This window comes from Alcanivorax sp. IL3, from assembly GCF_047495465.1.
Classification (GTDB): Bacteria; Pseudomonadota; Gammaproteobacteria; order Pseudomonadales; family Alcanivoracaceae; genus Alcanivorax; species Alcanivorax jadensis.
In genome coordinates this window covers 1333604-1349630 of the sequence record NZ_CP179931.1, presented here as the reverse complement: position 1 = coordinate 1349630, position 16027 = coordinate 1333604, and the positions used below count along the sequence as shown (strand labels likewise).

Genomic DNA, 16027 nt, shown 5'->3' with positions numbered 1-16027 from the left:
CAGCCCTGTCCTACGACGTGGGTTAATCACCTACGCCACGCGCCTTATAAGCAATTTAATGCTCTCTTCCGGACTTGTCGCATTTGTGCATAAAACGCTCAATTGTTCGACAAAGCTTTACATAACAGCCATTTGCCACTGATAGAGTTGCGCCACTTTTACGTGATATAGATCACAGGCAGGGGATGAAACAATCCCTAACCGGTCGGCGGTAGCAGTATCGACCTGTCTGGACAACCTGACAGAGGTACACCAAGGATGACGGTTTTCTTTCGACACAGTAAGCATCTACTCGCCTCGCTGGCACTGTTCAGCGTACTGGGCATGATGCTCGCCATGCGCCCCACTCCCACCGCCATGGAACGGGTAATGACCCGCGGTGAGCTGGTGGTCATGACCCGTCCATCCAATACCACCTACTATCAGGACCAGCATGGTTACACCGGCATGGAATACGAGCTGGCCAAGGGCTTTGCCGACAGCCTGGGCGTCGAGCTGCGCATGCTGGAATCCGACGATCCTTCCTATATCCGTTATGCCATTCGTAAAGGCACTGCCGATATGGCAGCGGCCGGCCTGGTGGCCACCGCAGAACGCAGCGAGAGCCTGCACTTCACCACCGACTATCAGAAAGTGGATTCCCTGGTGGTGCGCCGTCTGGACACCCCGCGCATCCGTGGTATGGAAGACCTGACAGGCAAACGGGTAGCTGTGGCCGCCGGCTCCAGCCACGCGGAACTGCTGGTAAAGGCGCAGCTGGAAAATCCGGGCCTGGAATTCCAGGAAGTGGAAGAAGCCAGCCCGGAACAGCTGCTGGCTCTGGTGGAAGACGGCCAGGTGGATTACACCCTGATCCATTCCAACAACTATTCCCTGCAGCGTGCCCTGTGGCCCGAGCTAATCGCCGATTACACCGCCGCCACTGACATGCCGCTGGCTTGGGCGTTCAACCCCAAGGATGACCAGAGCCTGTACCTGGCTGCCCAGCGCTACCTGACTCAGGCCAAGGCCAACGGCACTACCGCCAAGCTGGAAGACCGTTTCTACGGCCATGTGGAACAGTTCAACCTGTATGCAGCACGCAGCTTCATGCGTCACTTGGAAGATCGTCTGCCCCGCTATGAGGAACTGTTCCGCAAGGCGGAAGGCAACAGCGGCTTTGACTGGCGCCTGCTGGCTGCCCTGGCCTACCAGGAATCCTTGTGGGATCCGGGTGCCATCTCCCCCACCGGGGTGAAGGGTCTGATGATGCTCACCAACGACACCGCTCGCCAGATGGGTATCAGTGATCGCACCGACCCGGCCCAGAGCATCTTGGCTGGCGCCGACTACCTGCGCCACACCCACGATCGCATCCCGGCGCGGATCCCCGAGCCGAGCCGCACCTGGATGGCGCTGGCCGCCTACAACGTGGGCTTCGGTCACCTGGAAGACGCCCGCGTGCTGACCCAGAGCCAGGGTGGCAACCCGGACAACTGGCAGGATGTGAAACAACGTCTGCCAATGCTGGCCAACCCGGCCTACGCCGGCCAGCTGCGCTACGGCAATGCCCGCGGCGGCCAGGCAGTGATCTACGTCCGCCACATCCGCCGCTACTACGACCTGCTGGTGTGGGCAGAAAACAGCCGTCGTCGTGACGACACCCTGATCGCGTTGAATTAAGCGCTTTTTCGTTCGCGCCTCAAGCGGCGCTCCTACAGGTGCTTCGTTGAAACTGTAGGAGCGTACTTGCACGCGAACGGTTCGCTGCAAGCAACCTCCTACTCCATCCTCCGGAGTCAAACACCGGATTTCCCACAGCGCACAGCACAACGACGTTTAGAACAAACCCGGCTGGGCCTGCATCGTATCGATGGGCAGATCAGGCAGCCCCTCCACTCGAACCTGCAATAACTCATGCCACAGCAATGCCAGTGACAAGGCATCGCCATTGTCCGGCATGTGAATAAACAGGTAAGGACGCTCTCCCGCCGTTATCCAGTTCGCTACCCGCTCCACCCAGGGCGCCAGAAACGGCCGGTTGGCCTGCAGGTCCGGATGCCCCACATAACGCACCAACGGCGCCGCCTCCACCGGCAGCACATGCACCGGCAGCCGGGGCTTCTTGCGTTGGGCTTCACGGGTGGCCGCATCGTCGGCGCTGGCGGCAAACAACGCCCGGCTGTCAAAGCAGACCCGCGCTATATGGCGCTCACGCAGGCCGCGATTGAGGGCCACTTCAGCTTCCCCCTTGGCGAAGAAATCCGGGTGACGCACTTCCACCGTGCATTCAAACGGTGCCGGTAGCGCCTCCACAAAACGCCACAAGTCCCCCAGCCGTTCCGGTCCGAAGGCAGCAGGAAGCTGCAGCAACATGGGCCCGAGCACATCCGCCAGCGGTGCCAGCAGATCCAGAAACCCTTTCGCCTGCCCACCTACACCCCTCAACAGGCCATCGTGAGTAATCTGTCGGGGAAACTTGAACAGGAACCGGAAATCCTCCGGCACCTGGGCCCGCCATTGTTCACATTGCCTGTATGACGGCATGGCGTAAAAGGAGGTATTGCCCTCGACACTATTGAACACCCGGCTATAACGGCTCAGAGGACTGCCGCCGGCAGGCAGACGGCCATTCCAGTCCGGGTGCTGCCATTGCGGGCACCCGAGAAAATATGGCTGCCTCACGAACGAGCCCCGTCATAGAACCCCTGCTCCTCAAGGGAAAGACGCAATTGCGACACCAACGCATTACTGAGCTGGCGATAATCCGGATAAGGAGTCAGCAACAAGCGACGCTCTGCGTCTACGGAAACACCGGGAGCACGATCCAGCGGCCGGGCCCTGTGCGGTAACCCGTTAAAACGCAGCAGATTGTCCTTGCCGCCGATCCAGTGCCAGCATTCACCGATCGCCAGCGCCGGCGCAAAGCAGAGTGCGCTTTTCTGAAACAGGGACGTATCCCGGTAATGCCGCCATTCCTGCGCCACCGGGCAGGCCACCTTTGCAAGCAAGTTCACGATCTTGCGCCAGTGATTGGAGTTCGCCGCCACCAATTCGGCAGCGTCAGGATATTGCTGTAACCGTTCAAGGCCGTTCGGCCGGTGAGGCAGATACAGAATCAGTGTCGGGCGAGCAGCCCCAAGATAGTCGGCGTCAGGCATCCCAACGTTCTCGTCGGCTCCAGGATGTCGGTATTCTACAGGGCGGCGTGAAAAAGGGGCTAAACGAAAAAAGGGTTTGCCACATCGCTGCGACAAACCCTTTTTCCTGAATCTTGGTAGAACCGGGCGGATTCGAACCGCCGACCTCCGCCATGTCAAGGCGGCGCTCTAACCAACTGAGCTACGGTTCTATGGCAACCTCCAGGGCAATGTCCAGTGCCATGTACCTGAAGAGGGTGGCAATTCTATGCAGCTTGGCCGCGCAGGGCAAGGGTCAATTTATTTGCGGCGGCGAGATCCCCAAGCGGTTTCGATCTGGCGGGCGCGGGTGATGGATTCCTCCACCAGCTCGGACTGGTGCTCGGCGAACTCCCGGATGATTTCCAGCGCCGAGCGCACATCGCGGCGGAAGATGGTTTCCACCAGGGCCTTGAAGAACGACAGACATTCCTTCACTTCATCGGCTTCCAGGTGCAGGGCCATGAAATAGGCCCGCTGCATGGCCGGCTGCATGTTGATAAGGATGTCTTCCACGAACACATTGCGGGCAAACGGGTAGGCATGCTCAAGAAACTGGAAACTGAGCACAAAGAAAGCATCCAGATCCCGTTCTTCCGCCGCCACCTGCAGACCATGAACCAGCTCGATAAAGGCATCCAGATCCTCTTCACGCACCACCTTGATGGCCTTGCGGATCACCAGGCCCAGCAACACCTGCATCACCTCGTAGAGGCTACGCACATGGGCTTCGGACATTTCCTTCACCACCGCACCGCGTCGCGGCAGGATATCGATCAGTTGGCGACGCTGCAGGATCAGCAGTGCCTCACGAACGGAGCCACGGCTCACATCCAGCTCGCCGGCCACACGCAGCTCCTGGATACGATCACCGGCCAGCATGTCACCATGGATAATCTGCTTGGCCAGGTGCTGGGCAATCTGCTCGGAAAGGCTTTCTTTGGCTTTGAAGCTCACGGGTACTCCTTAGAGGGATCTCTTGCAGCGTTCAACAGCATGCTCTGTTTCCGCACCGCAATCGCCGCCGGTACAGCTACAGCCCCATTGCTTGTTGAACAATCCCAAAATTCTTGTCTGACTATAGAACAAGGGTGCCCGAGCTCCAATAGCGGGAAACCAATTGCCTACAATCACCAGCAACAAGATGTGTCCACGCTCGCAATTTTTCCCTACTCCTCTGGATTTCAGCGGTATTACTGGCCACTATGAAAGAGAAAGGCTGCCTCCGGGCACAACAATAAAGAATCACCAGGTACACAGGATGTCCCCAGACCTGATTACGCAATTACCCCGTGTGGACTCACTCTTTGATCAGTACACGGAACGCTTCGGAAAGCAGCAGACTCCTTACCGCAACCATGTCTACCGTCTTGTCAATCTGGTGGCCGCACAGAAGACACTGGACGACCAGGAACAGGAAGCCCTGGAAGTTGCCGCTTTCTTCCACGATGCCGGCATTTGGCTGGCCGGGACGTTCGATTATCTACAGCCCTCTGCCCGCCTGGCGGAACATTATCTGGAAGAGCAGAAACTGGGTCACCACCGTGCCATGGTGCGCGCCATGATCCTGAATCATCATAAGATCAGCCGCTATCACGATGACCCGACAAACCTGCCTGAAGTGTTTCGACGCGCAGACTGGATCGATGTGAGTCTGGGCCTGATGCGCTTCGGCGTACCCATGGCCCGGGTTCGGCTGATCAAACGGGCCTTCCCCAACGTGGGTTTTCATCGCCTGCTACTCAAGCTCAGCGGCCAGCAATTGCTCAGCCAACCCTGGCGACCCCTTCCCATGCTGAGGCGCTGAGCAGCGGTGTCTTGTTTGCCGCATACGCGGCAATGTGAATGCGCGACAAGCGCCATGTCAACACGGTTTGCCGCCACTGTGTTGAGCAAAAAAGTTACTCACAACATCTGTGGATAACTTTGTGCATAGACTGTCAGGAACTTCCGCCAGCGCCGATTTTTCCTACCCTTTCCCCAGAATGATGAAAAAATGGCCGTTTTGTTAAAGCCTTTAGAAACAGCAACTTATCAATCACTCACCGCAAATCAACAAGTTAGACAAGAACATTCACTCAAGGCCTGAAAAACGGTTAAACGCTGTGCAAAACTCTTGCCCTGAATCGGAGCAAACAGAAAAATGCAAGCGCCCGCGCGGCTTTATTGAGCCATCACAGCCACTTGCAAAGGGAAACGCAGGAAGGTTTGAGGATCAGCGCCGCAGACTGAAGCTGATACCCAGCACGACGACCGGCTCTACATCCAGGTCGTTATTGTCACGCTCTTCTTCGGTGTCGCAGCGAAACGCCACTTCGTATTCGTCACAATCCAAAGCTTCAATGGCTCCTACCGCCGCACTGACGGTCCAGCGAGAATAGGGTTTGACCCACTGGTGGCCCAGTTCCACTCCGACACCGAGGCGCTCATAGTGGCTCTCGCCACCCAGGTCCCCCGCCATCAGGCCGGTGTAGAAACCGTTCTCGGACATCAGGCCGCGCTCCATCTTATGGCGCCAGCCCGCCACCCAGCGAGGCTCATCAGTGTCCAAACCACCAGAATCCAGGTATACGGACGGCATGGCGTAGAAACTGTTGTGTTCGGTGGCCCACTCCAGGTTCAACCCGGCGAGACCATTGAGGTAGCCCAGGCCGATAAGCAGGTCATCTGCCACAGCCGGCACAGGCATGAGCATGAGGAAGGATAGTAGCCAGCGGTGCATGGCGAACTCCGGTTATTGTTGTTATTGAGCCAGGGCTGTTTACGCCTGGTCAGGCCGCAAGCGGGCCAGGGAGATTGTATTTTTCACAACCCCCCCGCGGATTACAAGCACGCAAACCCCAGGCCCGTCGTTCGCGGGGGCCTGGGGCCAGTATTACAGCGGAATTTTGTCGATGCTGTCAGCGGTGGAATCGATGGCCCCATCCACTTTTTCCAGCGCTTCATCCGCGGCGTTGCCGGCTACCGGAATAATCGACAGCACGGCGCCCACCACGGAGCCAGCGGCACCCACCAGTCGCATGGGAGTCGTTGCCAGTTTAGTGAGGAAACAGCCGCTCAGGGTGGCTGCCAGCAGGCCCACCGCCGCCAGACGCATTACCGATTTCATAGTTGCTCCTTATTATTCTTCAGGGTGTTGTTCGAACGTGTACGAGACGCCGTGAATCAGTATTGAAACTGCATCCCCAATCGACGCCCCACTTCTTCATAGGCTTCCACCACGCCACCAAGGCCCTGGCGGAAACGATCCTTGTCCAGCTTTTCGCGGGTGTTCTTATCCCACAGCCGGCAACCGTCGGGGCTGAATTCATCGCCCAGCAGCACTTCACCATTAAACACGCCGAATTCCAGTTTATAATCCACCAGCAACATGCCACCGTCCAGGAACAGCTGCTTAAGCACCTTGTTAACCTGGAAAGTCAGGGTTTTCATCTGTGCCACCTGCTCATCGGTGGCCCAGCCGAAACTGCGGATATGGAAGTCGTTGACCATGGGGTCACCCAGATCATCATTCTTGAGAAAGAATTCGAACGTGGGCGGATTCAGTTCCAGACCTTCTTCCACACCCAGGCGGCGGCAGATAGAGCCGGCGGCAATGTTACGCACCACGCACTCCACCGGAATCATTTCCAGCTTTTTCACCAGCGATTCCACCGGCGACAGCATCTGCTCGAAGTGACAGGGAATGCCCGCCGCCTTGAGCTTTTCCATGATGGCAGCATTGAACTGATTGTTCACCGCTCCCTTACGCGCCAGCGCCTCTTTCTTCTTGCCGTCAAAGGCCGAGGTGTCGTCGCGGAACAGCATGATCAGTTTGTCCGCGTCATCGGTGGTGTACACAGACTTGGCTTTGCCGGCATACAACTCGTCGCGTTTTTCCATGGAAAGGCCTTTACTCGGGTCAGTATTAATGTACTTGCAGCCAGCCAAACCCTTCCGTCTGACTGGCAACGCCAATTCGTTCACGCCCGCGGGTCACTACCCGCTCAATGGCATCCAGTGCATGCCGGGACGTGTTGTTCTGTTCACTCAGGTGCGACAACACCAGATGCTGCAGGCGATCCACATTGGCCTGGCGCAGCAGCGCTGCAGCCTGATCATTGCTCAGATGCCCCAACATACCACCGACGCGCCGTTTCAACGACGGCGGATAGGGACCGTGGACCAGCATCTGCGCGTCATGATTGCATTCCAGCACCAGCGCATCACAATCCTGATAGGCCTCTACCACATGGGGAGTAATGGCCCCCAGATCAGTGAGCACGCCCAGGGTACGGCCCTGCCAGGTAAAGCGGTACTGGCACGGCTCGCGGGCATCATGGGGCACCAGGACCGGAAGAATCTGCAACGCCCCTACAGTAAAGGCACGCCCCGGCCGTACTTCCTGCCAGTTTGCACCGCTGAGACTGGTGCGTTTGCCCTGCACCGCGCTGGCGGTGCCAAAGGAACTGTAGACCGGGCAACCGGTCTTGCGGCCCAGCGCCCCGGCACTGCGGATATGGTCGCCGTGCTCATGGGTTACCAGAATGGCACTGAGCTGATCCGCAGCCAGCCCCAGTCTTGCCAGTCGCTGCTCGGTTTCCTTGACGGTAAACCCGCAGTCGATCAACACCAGGGTGTCGTCCGCTTCCACCAGGGTGGCGTTACCCTTACTGCCACTGCCCAGTGATGCCAGCTTCATGATACTTAATTCAGTTCTTCAAAAATGCGTTCAAGAATGGCCTGGCCCGGGGTCTTTTCCACCAGCGCGGTGCCTTCTTCATTCAATACCGCCACCTGAATACCATTAGTGGTATGACTCAGCTTCAATTGCGCGGTCTTGGCACCCAGGGTATAGCGCTCAGGCACCTTCAGGTAATAAATACCCACTTCACGGTCCCGGTCGCTGATCTTCAGGTCGGTGTTACCCAGGGCGTCACCCACATACTCCCAGGCCCAGGCAAAGCGGGTGGACATCATGATAATCGGGTAGCCGTTACCATCACGGGCCAGAATCGCCTTCGAGGACGCATCCTTGGGGGCGGGTTGCTGTGACTCGTCCTCATCAGCGCCACCCAGAACCACCAGCTGTGGCGGTTTGGGCACCTCAAAGCGCTTCTCATCTTCACCACGGCCCACCAGACGCTCTTCCTGACGCGGGACCGCATAAAGCGGCTGCTCGCCGATGAATACGCCGTCTTCAGGAACCTGGATAGGCTCCAGCATTTGCGCATTGCGATAATTCAGGCTGCTGTCCGGCAACCAGCTACAGCCGGATGCTGCGGATACCACCAGGGCGAGCGTTAACGCCGCTTTCTTCATTTAACCTCCAGCAGGCCGCATTGACGCATGGTCTCACGCAATCGCGGCTGGGCCGCTTCTGACAGCGACACCAACGGCAGGCGGATACCAAGGTCAATCAGGCCCATTTCATACAGTGCCCATTTCACCGGGATCGGACTGGCTTCAATAAACAGATCACGGTGCAGGGGCTCAAGTTCCGCATTTAATGTACGGGCCTTATCCGCGTCGCCTGCCAGGGCCGCTTCACACATAGCCGCCATCTTGGCCGGGGCCACATTGGCGGTCACCGAGATATCGCCATGACCGCCCGCCAGGATGAAATCCATGGCGGTCGCGTCATCGCCGGAATAGAGCATAAAATCGTCACCGCAACGCTCGCGAATTTCACGGGCCCGCTCCAGGTTACCGGTGGCTTCCTTGATGCCAATGATATTGGGCACCTTGCTCAGCCGCTCCACGGTTTCCGGCAACAGATCACAGGCCGTACGGCCCGGCACATTGTAGAGAATCTGCGGAATATCCACTGCCCGGGCCACCGCCAGATAATGCTGGTAGAGGCCTTCCTGGGGCGGCTTGTTGTAGTAAGGAGTTACCAACAGGCAGGCATCGGCGCCGTCACGCTTGGCGTCACGGGTCAGACGAATGGCTTCTTCGGTGTTGTTGGCCCCGGTACCGGCGATCACCGGGATGCGGCCCTTGGCCGCGGCCACCACCTCACGAATTACACTGTCGTGCTCTTCAAAACCCAGGGTGGCGGATTCGCCCGTGGTGCCCACCGCCACAATAGCGTGGGTGCCCTGCTCCACATGCCAGTCCACCAGGGCGCGCAAACGCTCCCAGTCCACTGCTCCGTCTGCGCGCATGGGGGTTACCAGCGCTACAATGCTGCCACGGATCATGCCTGTCTCCTGTTTTACGCCAATGGGGCGCAATCGCGATTATTCCGGTGCACCGGACCGAAGGGCGCTATGGTAAACCTCGAAAACGCTGGACGCCAGATGCCTGACTCCTGCACCCGTGCAGAAAAAACCTGCAACCTCTAAACTCTCACCAAACAAGACGACAATGCCTGCGGAGCGCATCATGGAACAACTCATCGTTATCTCGGCCCTGGGTTCAGACCGCCCGGGCATCGTGGAGTCCCTTTCCCGGGCAGTACTGGAACACAACGGCAACATCCTCGACTCTCGCATGACCGTGCTGGGCGGCGAGTTTGCCGTACTGATGCTGGTGTCCGGCAGTGACGCCACCCTGGACCGACTGGAAGCGGAGCGGGACAACCTGGCCAGCGAACTGGACCTGCTGATCACCCTGAAACGTACCCGCCCACGTGATCTGCAGGCCCGAGCCCTGCCCTACGAGGTGGAAGTGGTCGCCATGGACAATCCGGGCATCGTCCATGAAATTGCCAATTTCTTTTCCCGGCGCAGCATCAACATCGATGATCTGCATACCGGCACCTATGCCGCTCCCCACACCGGCACCCGCATGTTCAGCCTTCACCTGGTGCTGAGCATGAACGCGGAACAATCAGTGGCCGAATTACGCGAGGCCTTCCTGGACTTCTGCGAGGCGCGCAATCTGGACGCCACCATGACACCGAAACGCTAAGCACCGCCGCACGGTAAAACCATCAACAGCATGAAAGAGAAACGGACTCGATATGGCACATCCCAAGATTGGTAATCTGGCACCCAACTTCAAACTGCCCGATCAGGACGGCAATCCGGTTGAACTGAAATCCTTCAAGGGCAAGAACCCGGTGGTGATTTTCTTCTACCCCAGAGCGCTCACCCCGGGTTGTACCACCCAGGCCTGCGGCATTCGCGATACCAGGGCTGAGCTGGAAAAACGTGGCGTGGTCGTGTTTGGCATCAGCCCGGACCCGGTTGCCCGTTTGCCCAAGTTTATCGACAAGCATGATCTGAACTTCACCCTATTGTCCGATGAGGACCACGCCACCGCGGAGAAATATGGTTGCTGGGGAATGAAGAAGTTCATGGGCAAGGAATTCATGGGGCTCATCCGTACTACCTTTATCGTCGGCAAGGACGGCAAGCTGCTGAAGGTAATGGACAAGTTCAAAACCAAGAGCCATCACCAGGATCTGCTGGCAGAGCTGGACGAACTGGGAATCTAGGGAGCCTCTGCATAACAAGGGGCGCAACCGCGCCCCTTGACCGCTATCAGTCCGCCTGCCCCTTCTGCTCTGCGGTGTCCGGATAGTCAGCCTGACTGGGCCAGGCATTGATCACCGCCTTGATCAACGTGGCCAGGGGGATGGCAAAGAACACACCCCATAGTCCCCACATCCCGCCGAAAAGCAGGATAGCGGTAATGATCGCCACGGGGTGAAGATTTACCGCTTCCGAGAACAGCAACGGCACCAGAATATTGCCATCGATAAACTGGATGACGCCGTAAATCACCATCACCAAGGCAAAATCCCCGCTCCAGCCAAACTGCACATAGGCTGCTGCTGCCACCGGCAGTGTTACCACAGTGGCGCCAATATAGGGCACTACCACAGACAACCCTACCAGCACCGCCAGCAACACGGTGTAATGCATGCCCAGTAGCAGGAAAGCGATAAAGGTGGCACTGCCTACCAGCAGGATCTCGATGGCCTTGCCGCGCACATAGTTGGCAATCTGATCATCCATCTCATGCCAGACATGGTCCAGAATCCGGCGCCGGCGGGGTAGGAAACGCATCAGCCAGTTGATGATGGTTTGCCGATCCTTGAGGAAAAAGAACACCAGCAAGGGCAGCAACACCAGGAAGACCATCACCTCCACCAGGTTGGGAATGGACGCCAGCGACAGGGTCAATACCCCCTGCCCTGCTTCCGCCACCTGGCGCTGAATTACCGCCACAATGGAATTGACCTGCTCCATGGAGATCACTTCCGGATAATGTTCCGGCAACTGCCTGAGCCAGGTTTCCCCATTCTTGAGCAGATGCGGCAACTGGTCCTGCACCAACAGCAAGGTCTGTCGCCAGACCATGGGCAACAGCACCACCAGGGTAGCGATCAGCAGGCCCAGGAACAGGGTAAAAACCAGATTCACCGCCAGCAAGCGACGCATGCCGTGACGCTCCAGCCCGGAAACCAGCCCCTGCATCAGGTAGGCGATCACGATCGAGGCTAGCACCGGCGCCAACATGCCACCGAAAAACAGAATCACCAGCCCGGCGGTCAGCAATACCACAAGAAGATATACTGCCTCCTCGTCGGAGAAGTACCGTTCGGACCAGTTTTTGAGAATACGTAACATCAGCTCTCCTGTTCGCCACGGCGAATCACAAAGGCATAGTGGCCCTTATTTTCGCCCATGCGAACCAGCTCGTGGCAGGATTGTCTCAAATAGGCAGGAATGTCATCGGCGGAAGCCGCATCGGTGGCGATCACCTCCAGCAGCTGCCCCGGTTTGAGATGTCTCAGCGCCTGCCGGGTCTTCAACAGCGGCATGGGACATTGCAGGCTGGAGGCATCAATCTGCAGGTCGATAGGCTGGTCGCTCATACAGGCGGCTTCATTCGTTGCGGCTCTAGCTGCATTATAGTCACAACCCGGCAACGGAATAAGGGTGGGGTTGTGCCGACTTGCACGAATACTTACGGGAGCATCTTACTTGAAGTTTTTGTTACGCACCGTCTTGTTGTTGACTTGCTGCACGCTGGCAGCGACCAGCGCCAATGACGATCTTCCGGTTCTGGGTGATCCCACCGCCGCACTGATGTCCGCCGACCAAGAGTACCGGCTGGGTCGCGGCTGGCTGCGCGGCCTGCGCGGGCAGACCTCGATCATGTCCGACCCCCTGGTGCAGGAGTATGTGGAAAGCCTTGTCTACCGGCTCGCGTCCTACAGCGACCTGAAAGAACCCAATCTCGACATCGTGGTCATCAACAGCCGCCAGATCAACGCCTTTGCGGTACCCGGCGGGGTCATCGGGCTCAACGCCGGACTATTCCTCAATGCCCGCGACGAAGGAGAAGTTGGCGGCGTGGTGGCCCACGAAATTGCCCACGTCAGCCAGCGGCATTTTGCCCGCCGCTATCTGGACTCGAAAAAGATGAACACCGCCGTGCTGGCCGCCATGCTGGCCAGTCTGGCAGTCGCCATTGCCGGTGATGGTGAAGCCGGCATGGCAGGTATCGCTGCCACCCAAGCCGGCGCTATCCAGGCGCAGTTGGCCTACTCCCGCCAGAACGAACGGGAAGCGGACCGGGTGGGCATGCAGACTCTGGTCGCCGCCGGCATGGACCCGGATGCCATGCCCCGCTTCTTCGAACGCATGCACAACAGCCAGCGTTTTTCCGGGGATCCGCCCGAGTTTCTGCTCACCCACCCGGTCACCGAAAGCCGTATTGCCGACAGCCGATCCAGGGCGCGCTCCCTACCTACCCCAAGGCTCGCTCCATCCGTCCATTTCCTGCTGGTACAGGCACGACTACAGGCGGCCTTCATTCAAGGCGAAGACCATGCCATCGACCATTTCCGCCAATACAGCAACGAACGCAATGCTCTGGGCCTGCAGGCCGCCCGCTATGGACTGGCGCTGAGTTATCTGCGTGCTGACCACTATGACCAGGCCAGGGAAATCATGAAGGCACTCGCCGAAGAACACCCGGACCAGCTGTGGTTCCGGCTGGGTCTGGTGGAAGTGGCAATGGACGAAGGCAACTACGACGTGGCCATCAGCCAGGCGGAGCGGGTACTGGATCTGTCACCGAACAATTACCCGGCATCCATTTTGCTGAGCAAGGCACTACTGCGCAGTGAGCAACCGGCCAGGGCATTGCCGCTACTCAAGCCGCTATTGGGAGACCGCCCCAACAACCCGTATATCTGGGATCTGGCCGCCGATGCCTATGGCAACAGCGGTGACAAGATTCGTGCCCTTCACGCACGGGCTGAAAGCCAGTTCCTGCGTGGCAGGGACCAACAGGCGATGCAACAGATGGAATACGCCTTGCGGGATGCGGAAAATGACTTTGCGCTGTACAGCAAACTCAATGGCCGGCTGCAAACCATGAAGAGATTATCGGAAGAGAGGTTCTGAGACTTCGGGGCATTAGGCCGACCCGTTGGAGCCTTGCTTGCAAAGTTCCAACGAGACAAACACAGGGCAGGTCCTATGAAAAAGGCGGCACCGTGTGCCGCCTTTTTCAATTGTCGTCTCCTTACGACTTCAGCGACTTGCCGAAATCCAGCATGCGATTGAGCGGCACCATGGCTTTATCTGCCAGGTCCGGATCCACGAAAATTTCCTGGCCCATGCCATTGTCGTCTTCCAGCACCGCCAACATGTTCTGCAGGCCGTTCATGGCCATCCACGGGCAATGGGCACAGCTGCGGCAAGTGGCACCAGAGCCGGCAGTGGGCGCTTCCAGGAAGGTTTTGCCAGGAGCAAGCTGCTGCATCTTGTAGAAGATGCCTTTATCCGTGGCGACAATGAAGGTGTCGTTATCCATCTCGCAGGCAGCCTTGATCAGCTGCGAGGTGGAGCCCACCACATCCGCCATTGCCACCACCGGCGCCGGTGACTCCGGGTGTACCAGAATGGCAGCGTCCGGGTAGGCCGCTTTCAGATCCTGCAGGCCTTTGGCCTTGAATTCCTCGTGCACGATACAGGCGCCGTCCCAGCACAGTACATCGGCACCGGACTTGTCGCGCACATAGCTGCCCAGGTGCTTGTCCGGGGCCCAGAGGATTTTTTCACCGTTGCGGTCCAGATGCTCAATCAGCTCCACCGCAATAGAGGAGGTGACCACCCAATCGGCGCGGGCTTTCACCGCCGCCGAGGTATTGGCGTACACCACCACGGTGCGATCCGGATGCTGATCACAGAAATCGGCAAATTCGTCCTCAGGACAGCCGATATCCAGTGAACAGGTCGCTTCCAGGGTTGGCATGAAAACGCGTTTTTCCGGGCTGAGAATCTTGGCGGTCTCGCCCATGAACTTGACCCCGGCCACGATCAGAGTGGACCCCGGGTGCTCCTTGCCGAAGCGGGCCATTTCCAGGGAATCGGACACGCAGCCACCGGTTTCTTCCGCCAGGGACTGAATTTCGGGATCGGTATAGTAGTGGGCCACCAGAACCGCGTCGCGCTGGCGTAACAATTCCTTAATGCGCTGACGGTAGGATGCACGCTGTTCCTCGCTGAGCGAGTCTTCGTGTACCACCTTGGCCAGATGGGCCTGTACCAGTGCTTGTGCCTCTGCAGTCATTGGCTTCACCGCCTGGGGTTTCCCCCTGATATCAATAACTTAGGTAATAACCAGAAAATCAGGGCGGGCATAATACCACAACGTGGCGCCGGGGCGGCGCCGCGTAGATACCCTTAAGCGTTAAAATGCGCCCGGACGGGCGGCTTTTCAAGATGCCGGACGATAGTCCGGGCCGGCAGCCACCAGATGCACAGTACTGATGGCTCGCTCCAGGAACGCGCCCTCGCAGTAACACAGGTAGTAATCCCACATACGGATAAAGCGCTCGTCAAAACCCAACTCACGGACTTTCGGCAAGTTCGCCAGAAAACGCTGACGCCAGTGATTCAGGGTCAGGGCGTAGTCATGGCCGATATCATGAAGCTCCGTGGCGACCATGCTGGTATGCTCAGTCAGATGCTGGCACATCACCGACACGCTGGGCAGGAAACCGCCAGGGAAGATATAGCGTTTGATGAAATCGACCTGATTGCGGGCATGCTCGTAGCGCTGATCCGGCACCGTGATGGCCTGCAATACCAGTTTGCCATCCGGTTTTAGCCTTTCTCCGAGCACCTGAAAATAGCTCGGCAGAAACTCCGCCCCCACCGCTTCGATCATTTCCACGGAGACCACCCGATCATACTGACCGGTGAGCTCCCGATAATCCTCTTCCAGCACCGTCACTCTGCCCTCAAGCCCCTCAGCCTGAACCCTTTCACGGGCATGGCGAGCCTGCTCCCGGGAGATGGTGGTGGTGGTGACCTGAACACCATGATGCTTGGCCGCATGAATGGCGAGACCGCCCCAGCCAGTGCCGATTTCCAGCAAGGTCATACCTGGTGCCAGTGACAGGTACTGGCAGATTTTTTCCAGCTTGTAGTCGGAAGCTTCTTCCAGCGGGGCATCCGGACGGGGAAACACCGCGCTGGAGTACATCATGCTGCGATCGAGAAACAGGCTGAAGAAATCGTTGCCCAAGTCATAGTGCGCAGAGATATTGCGGCGTGAGCCCTGCAAGGAATTACGGTTATAGCGGTGCAGCATTTTCAGGGCCGGCCTGGACAACAATGCCATGCCACCTTCCAGGGCTTTCATGGCATCTACGTTGGCAGCAAAGTAACGAATGACTGCCACCAGGTCCGGGCTATCCCAGCCTTTTTCCATGTAAGCTTCTGCCGCGCCCAGGGCACCGCCACTCATCATCATGGTATAGGTGCGCCAGTCACGCAGACGAATAGTGGCCGCTTCGCTGTGAGAATTGCTGCCGAGAATGACCTGATTGCCATCGGGTTCTTGAATACGGAGAGCGCCGTTGGGCAGGGCATTGAGCCGAGCCAGCACCAACTTGCGAGCCACGGACTGTGGCC

The 16027-nt window shown here is 58.2% G+C and carries 18 protein-coding genes and 1 tRNA gene; 5 read left to right on the top strand and 14 right to left on the bottom strand.

Annotated elements, in window-relative coordinates; translation table 11 throughout:
- The first annotated feature begins 258 nt into the window (after window positions 1-258).
- Window positions 259-1662 (top strand): membrane-bound lytic murein transglycosylase MltF, encoded by a 1404-nt coding sequence (gene mltF, locus ACMG4M_RS06385; RefSeq protein WP_335626544.1) that lies wholly within the window; start codon window positions 259-261, stop codon window positions 1660-1662.
- A 156-nt stretch (window positions 1663-1818) separates the two neighbouring features.
- Here the strand turns inward: mltF and ACMG4M_RS06380 are convergent, their stop codons facing one another.
- From ACMG4M_RS06380 to ACMG4M_RS06365, 4 genes are all read right to left on the bottom strand, one after another.
- Window positions 1819-2664: a DUF72 domain-containing protein gene (locus ACMG4M_RS06380; protein WP_414430957.1), complete on the bottom strand. Its 846-nt coding sequence runs from the start codon at window positions 2662-2664 to the stop codon at window positions 1819-1821.
- Complete coding sequence (locus tag ACMG4M_RS06375; RefSeq protein ID WP_414430956.1) at window positions 2661-3140, bottom strand: DUF6942 family protein; 480 nt, start codon at window positions 3138-3140, stop codon at window positions 2661-2663. Before ACMG4M_RS06375 ends, ACMG4M_RS06380 begins: the two co-directional genes overlap by 4 nt.
- 114 nt (window positions 3141-3254) lie before the next feature.
- A tRNA-Val gene (locus ACMG4M_RS06370) sits at window positions 3255-3331 on the bottom strand.
- An 88-nt stretch (window positions 3332-3419) separates the two neighbouring features.
- The gene (locus ACMG4M_RS06365; RefSeq protein ID WP_035247869.1) at window positions 3420-4115 is read right to left on the bottom strand and encodes a GntR family transcriptional regulator; all 696 of its coding nucleotides are present in this window, start codon (window positions 4113-4115) and stop codon (window positions 3420-3422) included.
- Window positions 4116-4419: 304 nt separating this feature from the next.
- Here ACMG4M_RS06365 and ACMG4M_RS06360 point away from each other — a divergent pair, with 304 nt between their 5' ends.
- The gene (locus ACMG4M_RS06360; protein ID WP_414430955.1) at window positions 4420-4965 is read left to right on the top strand and encodes a hypothetical protein; all 546 of its coding nucleotides are present in this window, start codon (window positions 4420-4422) and stop codon (window positions 4963-4965) included.
- Window positions 4966-5373: 408 nt separating this feature from the next.
- Here ACMG4M_RS06360 and ACMG4M_RS06355 read toward each other — a convergent pair whose 3' ends face one another.
- The 6 genes from ACMG4M_RS06355 to dapA all read right to left on the bottom strand — a co-directional run bounded on the left by ACMG4M_RS06355 (window position 5374) and on the right by dapA (window position 9340).
- The gene (locus ACMG4M_RS06355) at window positions 5374-5880 is read right to left on the bottom strand and encodes a hypothetical protein (RefSeq protein WP_035247872.1); all 507 of its coding nucleotides are present in this window, start codon (window positions 5878-5880) and stop codon (window positions 5374-5376) included.
- Window positions 5881-6033: 153 nt separating this feature from the next.
- Window positions 6034-6267: a DUF6726 family protein gene (locus tag ACMG4M_RS06350; RefSeq protein WP_035247875.1), complete on the bottom strand. Its 234-nt coding sequence runs from the start codon at window positions 6265-6267 to the stop codon at window positions 6034-6036.
- 56 nt (window positions 6268-6323) lie between these two features.
- The gene (gene purC, locus ACMG4M_RS06345) at window positions 6324-7040 is read right to left on the bottom strand and encodes a phosphoribosylaminoimidazolesuccinocarboxamide synthase (protein ID WP_414430954.1); all 717 of its coding nucleotides are present in this window, start codon (window positions 7038-7040) and stop codon (window positions 6324-6326) included.
- 25 nt (window positions 7041-7065) lie between these two features.
- Window positions 7066-7839, bottom strand: coding sequence for an MBL fold metallo-hydrolase (locus tag ACMG4M_RS06340; RefSeq protein ID WP_035247881.1), 774 nt, complete (start codon window positions 7837-7839; stop codon window positions 7066-7068).
- A gap of 5 nt (window positions 7840-7844) precedes the next feature.
- Window positions 7845-8459 (bottom strand): outer membrane protein assembly factor BamC, encoded by a 615-nt coding sequence (gene bamC / locus ACMG4M_RS06335; protein WP_035247884.1) that lies wholly within the window; start codon window positions 8457-8459, stop codon window positions 7845-7847.
- Complete coding sequence (dapA, locus tag ACMG4M_RS06330) at window positions 8456-9340, bottom strand: 4-hydroxy-tetrahydrodipicolinate synthase (RefSeq protein ID WP_035247887.1); 885 nt, start codon at window positions 9338-9340, stop codon at window positions 8456-8458. The genes bamC and dapA overlap by 4 nt, the downstream gene beginning before the upstream one ends.
- Window positions 9341-9524: 184 nt before the next feature.
- Between dapA and ACMG4M_RS06325 the strand changes: the two genes are divergently transcribed.
- Window positions 9525-10052, top strand: a complete 528-nt coding sequence (locus tag ACMG4M_RS06325; RefSeq protein ID WP_035247889.1) for a glycine cleavage system protein R — start codon at window positions 9525-9527, stop codon at window positions 10050-10052.
- A gap of 52 nt (window positions 10053-10104) precedes the next feature.
- Entirely contained in the window at window positions 10105-10581 is a 477-nt protein-coding gene (gene bcp / locus ACMG4M_RS06320; protein WP_035247891.1) for a thioredoxin-dependent thiol peroxidase, read from the top strand.
- Between the two features lie 46 nt (window positions 10582-10627).
- Here bcp and ACMG4M_RS06315 read toward each other — a convergent pair whose 3' ends face one another.
- Together ACMG4M_RS06315 and ACMG4M_RS06310 are read right to left on the bottom strand one after the other, a co-directional pair.
- Entirely contained in the window at window positions 10628-11719 is a 1092-nt protein-coding gene (locus ACMG4M_RS06315) for an AI-2E family transporter (RefSeq protein WP_035248804.1), read from the bottom strand.
- The gene (locus tag ACMG4M_RS06310; protein WP_035248807.1) at window positions 11719-11967 is read right to left on the bottom strand and encodes a sulfurtransferase TusA family protein; all 249 of its coding nucleotides are present in this window, start codon (window positions 11965-11967) and stop codon (window positions 11719-11721) included. The genes ACMG4M_RS06315 and ACMG4M_RS06310 overlap by 1 nt, the downstream gene beginning before the upstream one ends.
- Before the next feature lie 109 nt (window positions 11968-12076).
- On the opposite strand from ACMG4M_RS06310, the gene ACMG4M_RS06305 reads away from it, so the two are divergent.
- Window positions 12077-13507 (top strand): M48 family metalloprotease, encoded by a 1431-nt coding sequence (locus tag ACMG4M_RS06305; protein ID WP_335626536.1) that lies wholly within the window; start codon window positions 12077-12079, stop codon window positions 13505-13507.
- 121 nt (window positions 13508-13628) lie between these two features.
- On the opposite strand, the gene nadA is transcribed toward ACMG4M_RS06305, so the two are convergent.
- Together nadA and ACMG4M_RS06295 are read right to left on the bottom strand one after the other, a co-directional pair.
- A complete protein-coding gene (gene nadA / locus ACMG4M_RS06300; RefSeq protein ID WP_414430953.1) occupies window positions 13629-14678 on the bottom strand; it encodes a quinolinate synthase NadA in 1050 nt (349 codons plus the stop codon).
- A 147-nt stretch (window positions 14679-14825) separates the two neighbouring features.
- Window positions 14826-16016 carry a class I SAM-dependent methyltransferase gene (locus ACMG4M_RS06295; protein WP_414430952.1) on the bottom strand — a complete coding sequence of 397 codons (1191 nt, stop codon included), beginning with the start codon at window positions 16014-16016 and terminating at the stop codon, window positions 14826-14828.
- Window positions 16017-16027 lie beyond the last annotated feature (11 nt).

Coding starts and splice junctions, on each gene's coding strand:
- mltF (WP_335626544.1), top strand. CDS start 259: ATGACGGTTTTCTTTCGACACAGTAAGCATCTACTCGCCTCGCTGGCA.
- ACMG4M_RS06375 (WP_414430956.1), bottom strand. CDS start 3,140: ATGCCTGACGCCGACTATCTTGGGGCTGCTCGCCCGACACTGATTCTG.
- ACMG4M_RS06360 (WP_414430955.1), top strand. CDS start 4,420: ATGTCCCCAGACCTGATTACGCAATTACCCCGTGTGGACTCACTCTTT.
- ACMG4M_RS06355 (WP_035247872.1), bottom strand. CDS start 5,880: ATGCACCGCTGGCTACTATCCTTCCTCATGCTCATGCCTGTGCCGGCT.
- ACMG4M_RS06350 (WP_035247875.1), bottom strand. CDS start 6,267: ATGAAATCGGTAATGCGTCTGGCGGCGGTGGGCCTGCTGGCAGCCACC.
- purC (WP_414430954.1), bottom strand. CDS start 7,040: ATGGAAAAACGCGACGAGTTGTATGCCGGCAAAGCCAAGTCTGTGTAC.
- ACMG4M_RS06340 (WP_035247881.1), bottom strand. CDS start 7,839: ATGAAGCTGGCATCACTGGGCAGTGGCAGTAAGGGTAACGCCACCCTG.
- bamC (WP_035247884.1), bottom strand. CDS start 8,459: ATGAAGAAAGCGGCGTTAACGCTCGCCCTGGTGGTATCCGCAGCATCC.
- dapA (WP_035247887.1), bottom strand. CDS start 9,340: ATGATCCGTGGCAGCATTGTAGCGCTGGTAACCCCCATGCGCGCAGAC.
- ACMG4M_RS06325 (WP_035247889.1), top strand. CDS start 9,525: ATGGAACAACTCATCGTTATCTCGGCCCTGGGTTCAGACCGCCCGGGC.
- bcp (WP_035247891.1), top strand. CDS start 10,105: ATGGCACATCCCAAGATTGGTAATCTGGCACCCAACTTCAAACTGCCC.
- ACMG4M_RS06315 (WP_035248804.1), bottom strand. CDS start 11,719: ATGTTACGTATTCTCAAAAACTGGTCCGAACGGTACTTCTCCGACGAG.
- ACMG4M_RS06310 (WP_035248807.1), bottom strand. CDS start 11,967: ATGAGCGACCAGCCTATCGACCTGCAGATTGATGCCTCCAGCCTGCAA.
- nadA (WP_414430953.1), bottom strand. CDS start 14,678: ATGACTGCAGAGGCACAAGCACTGGTACAGGCCCATCTGGCCAAGGTG.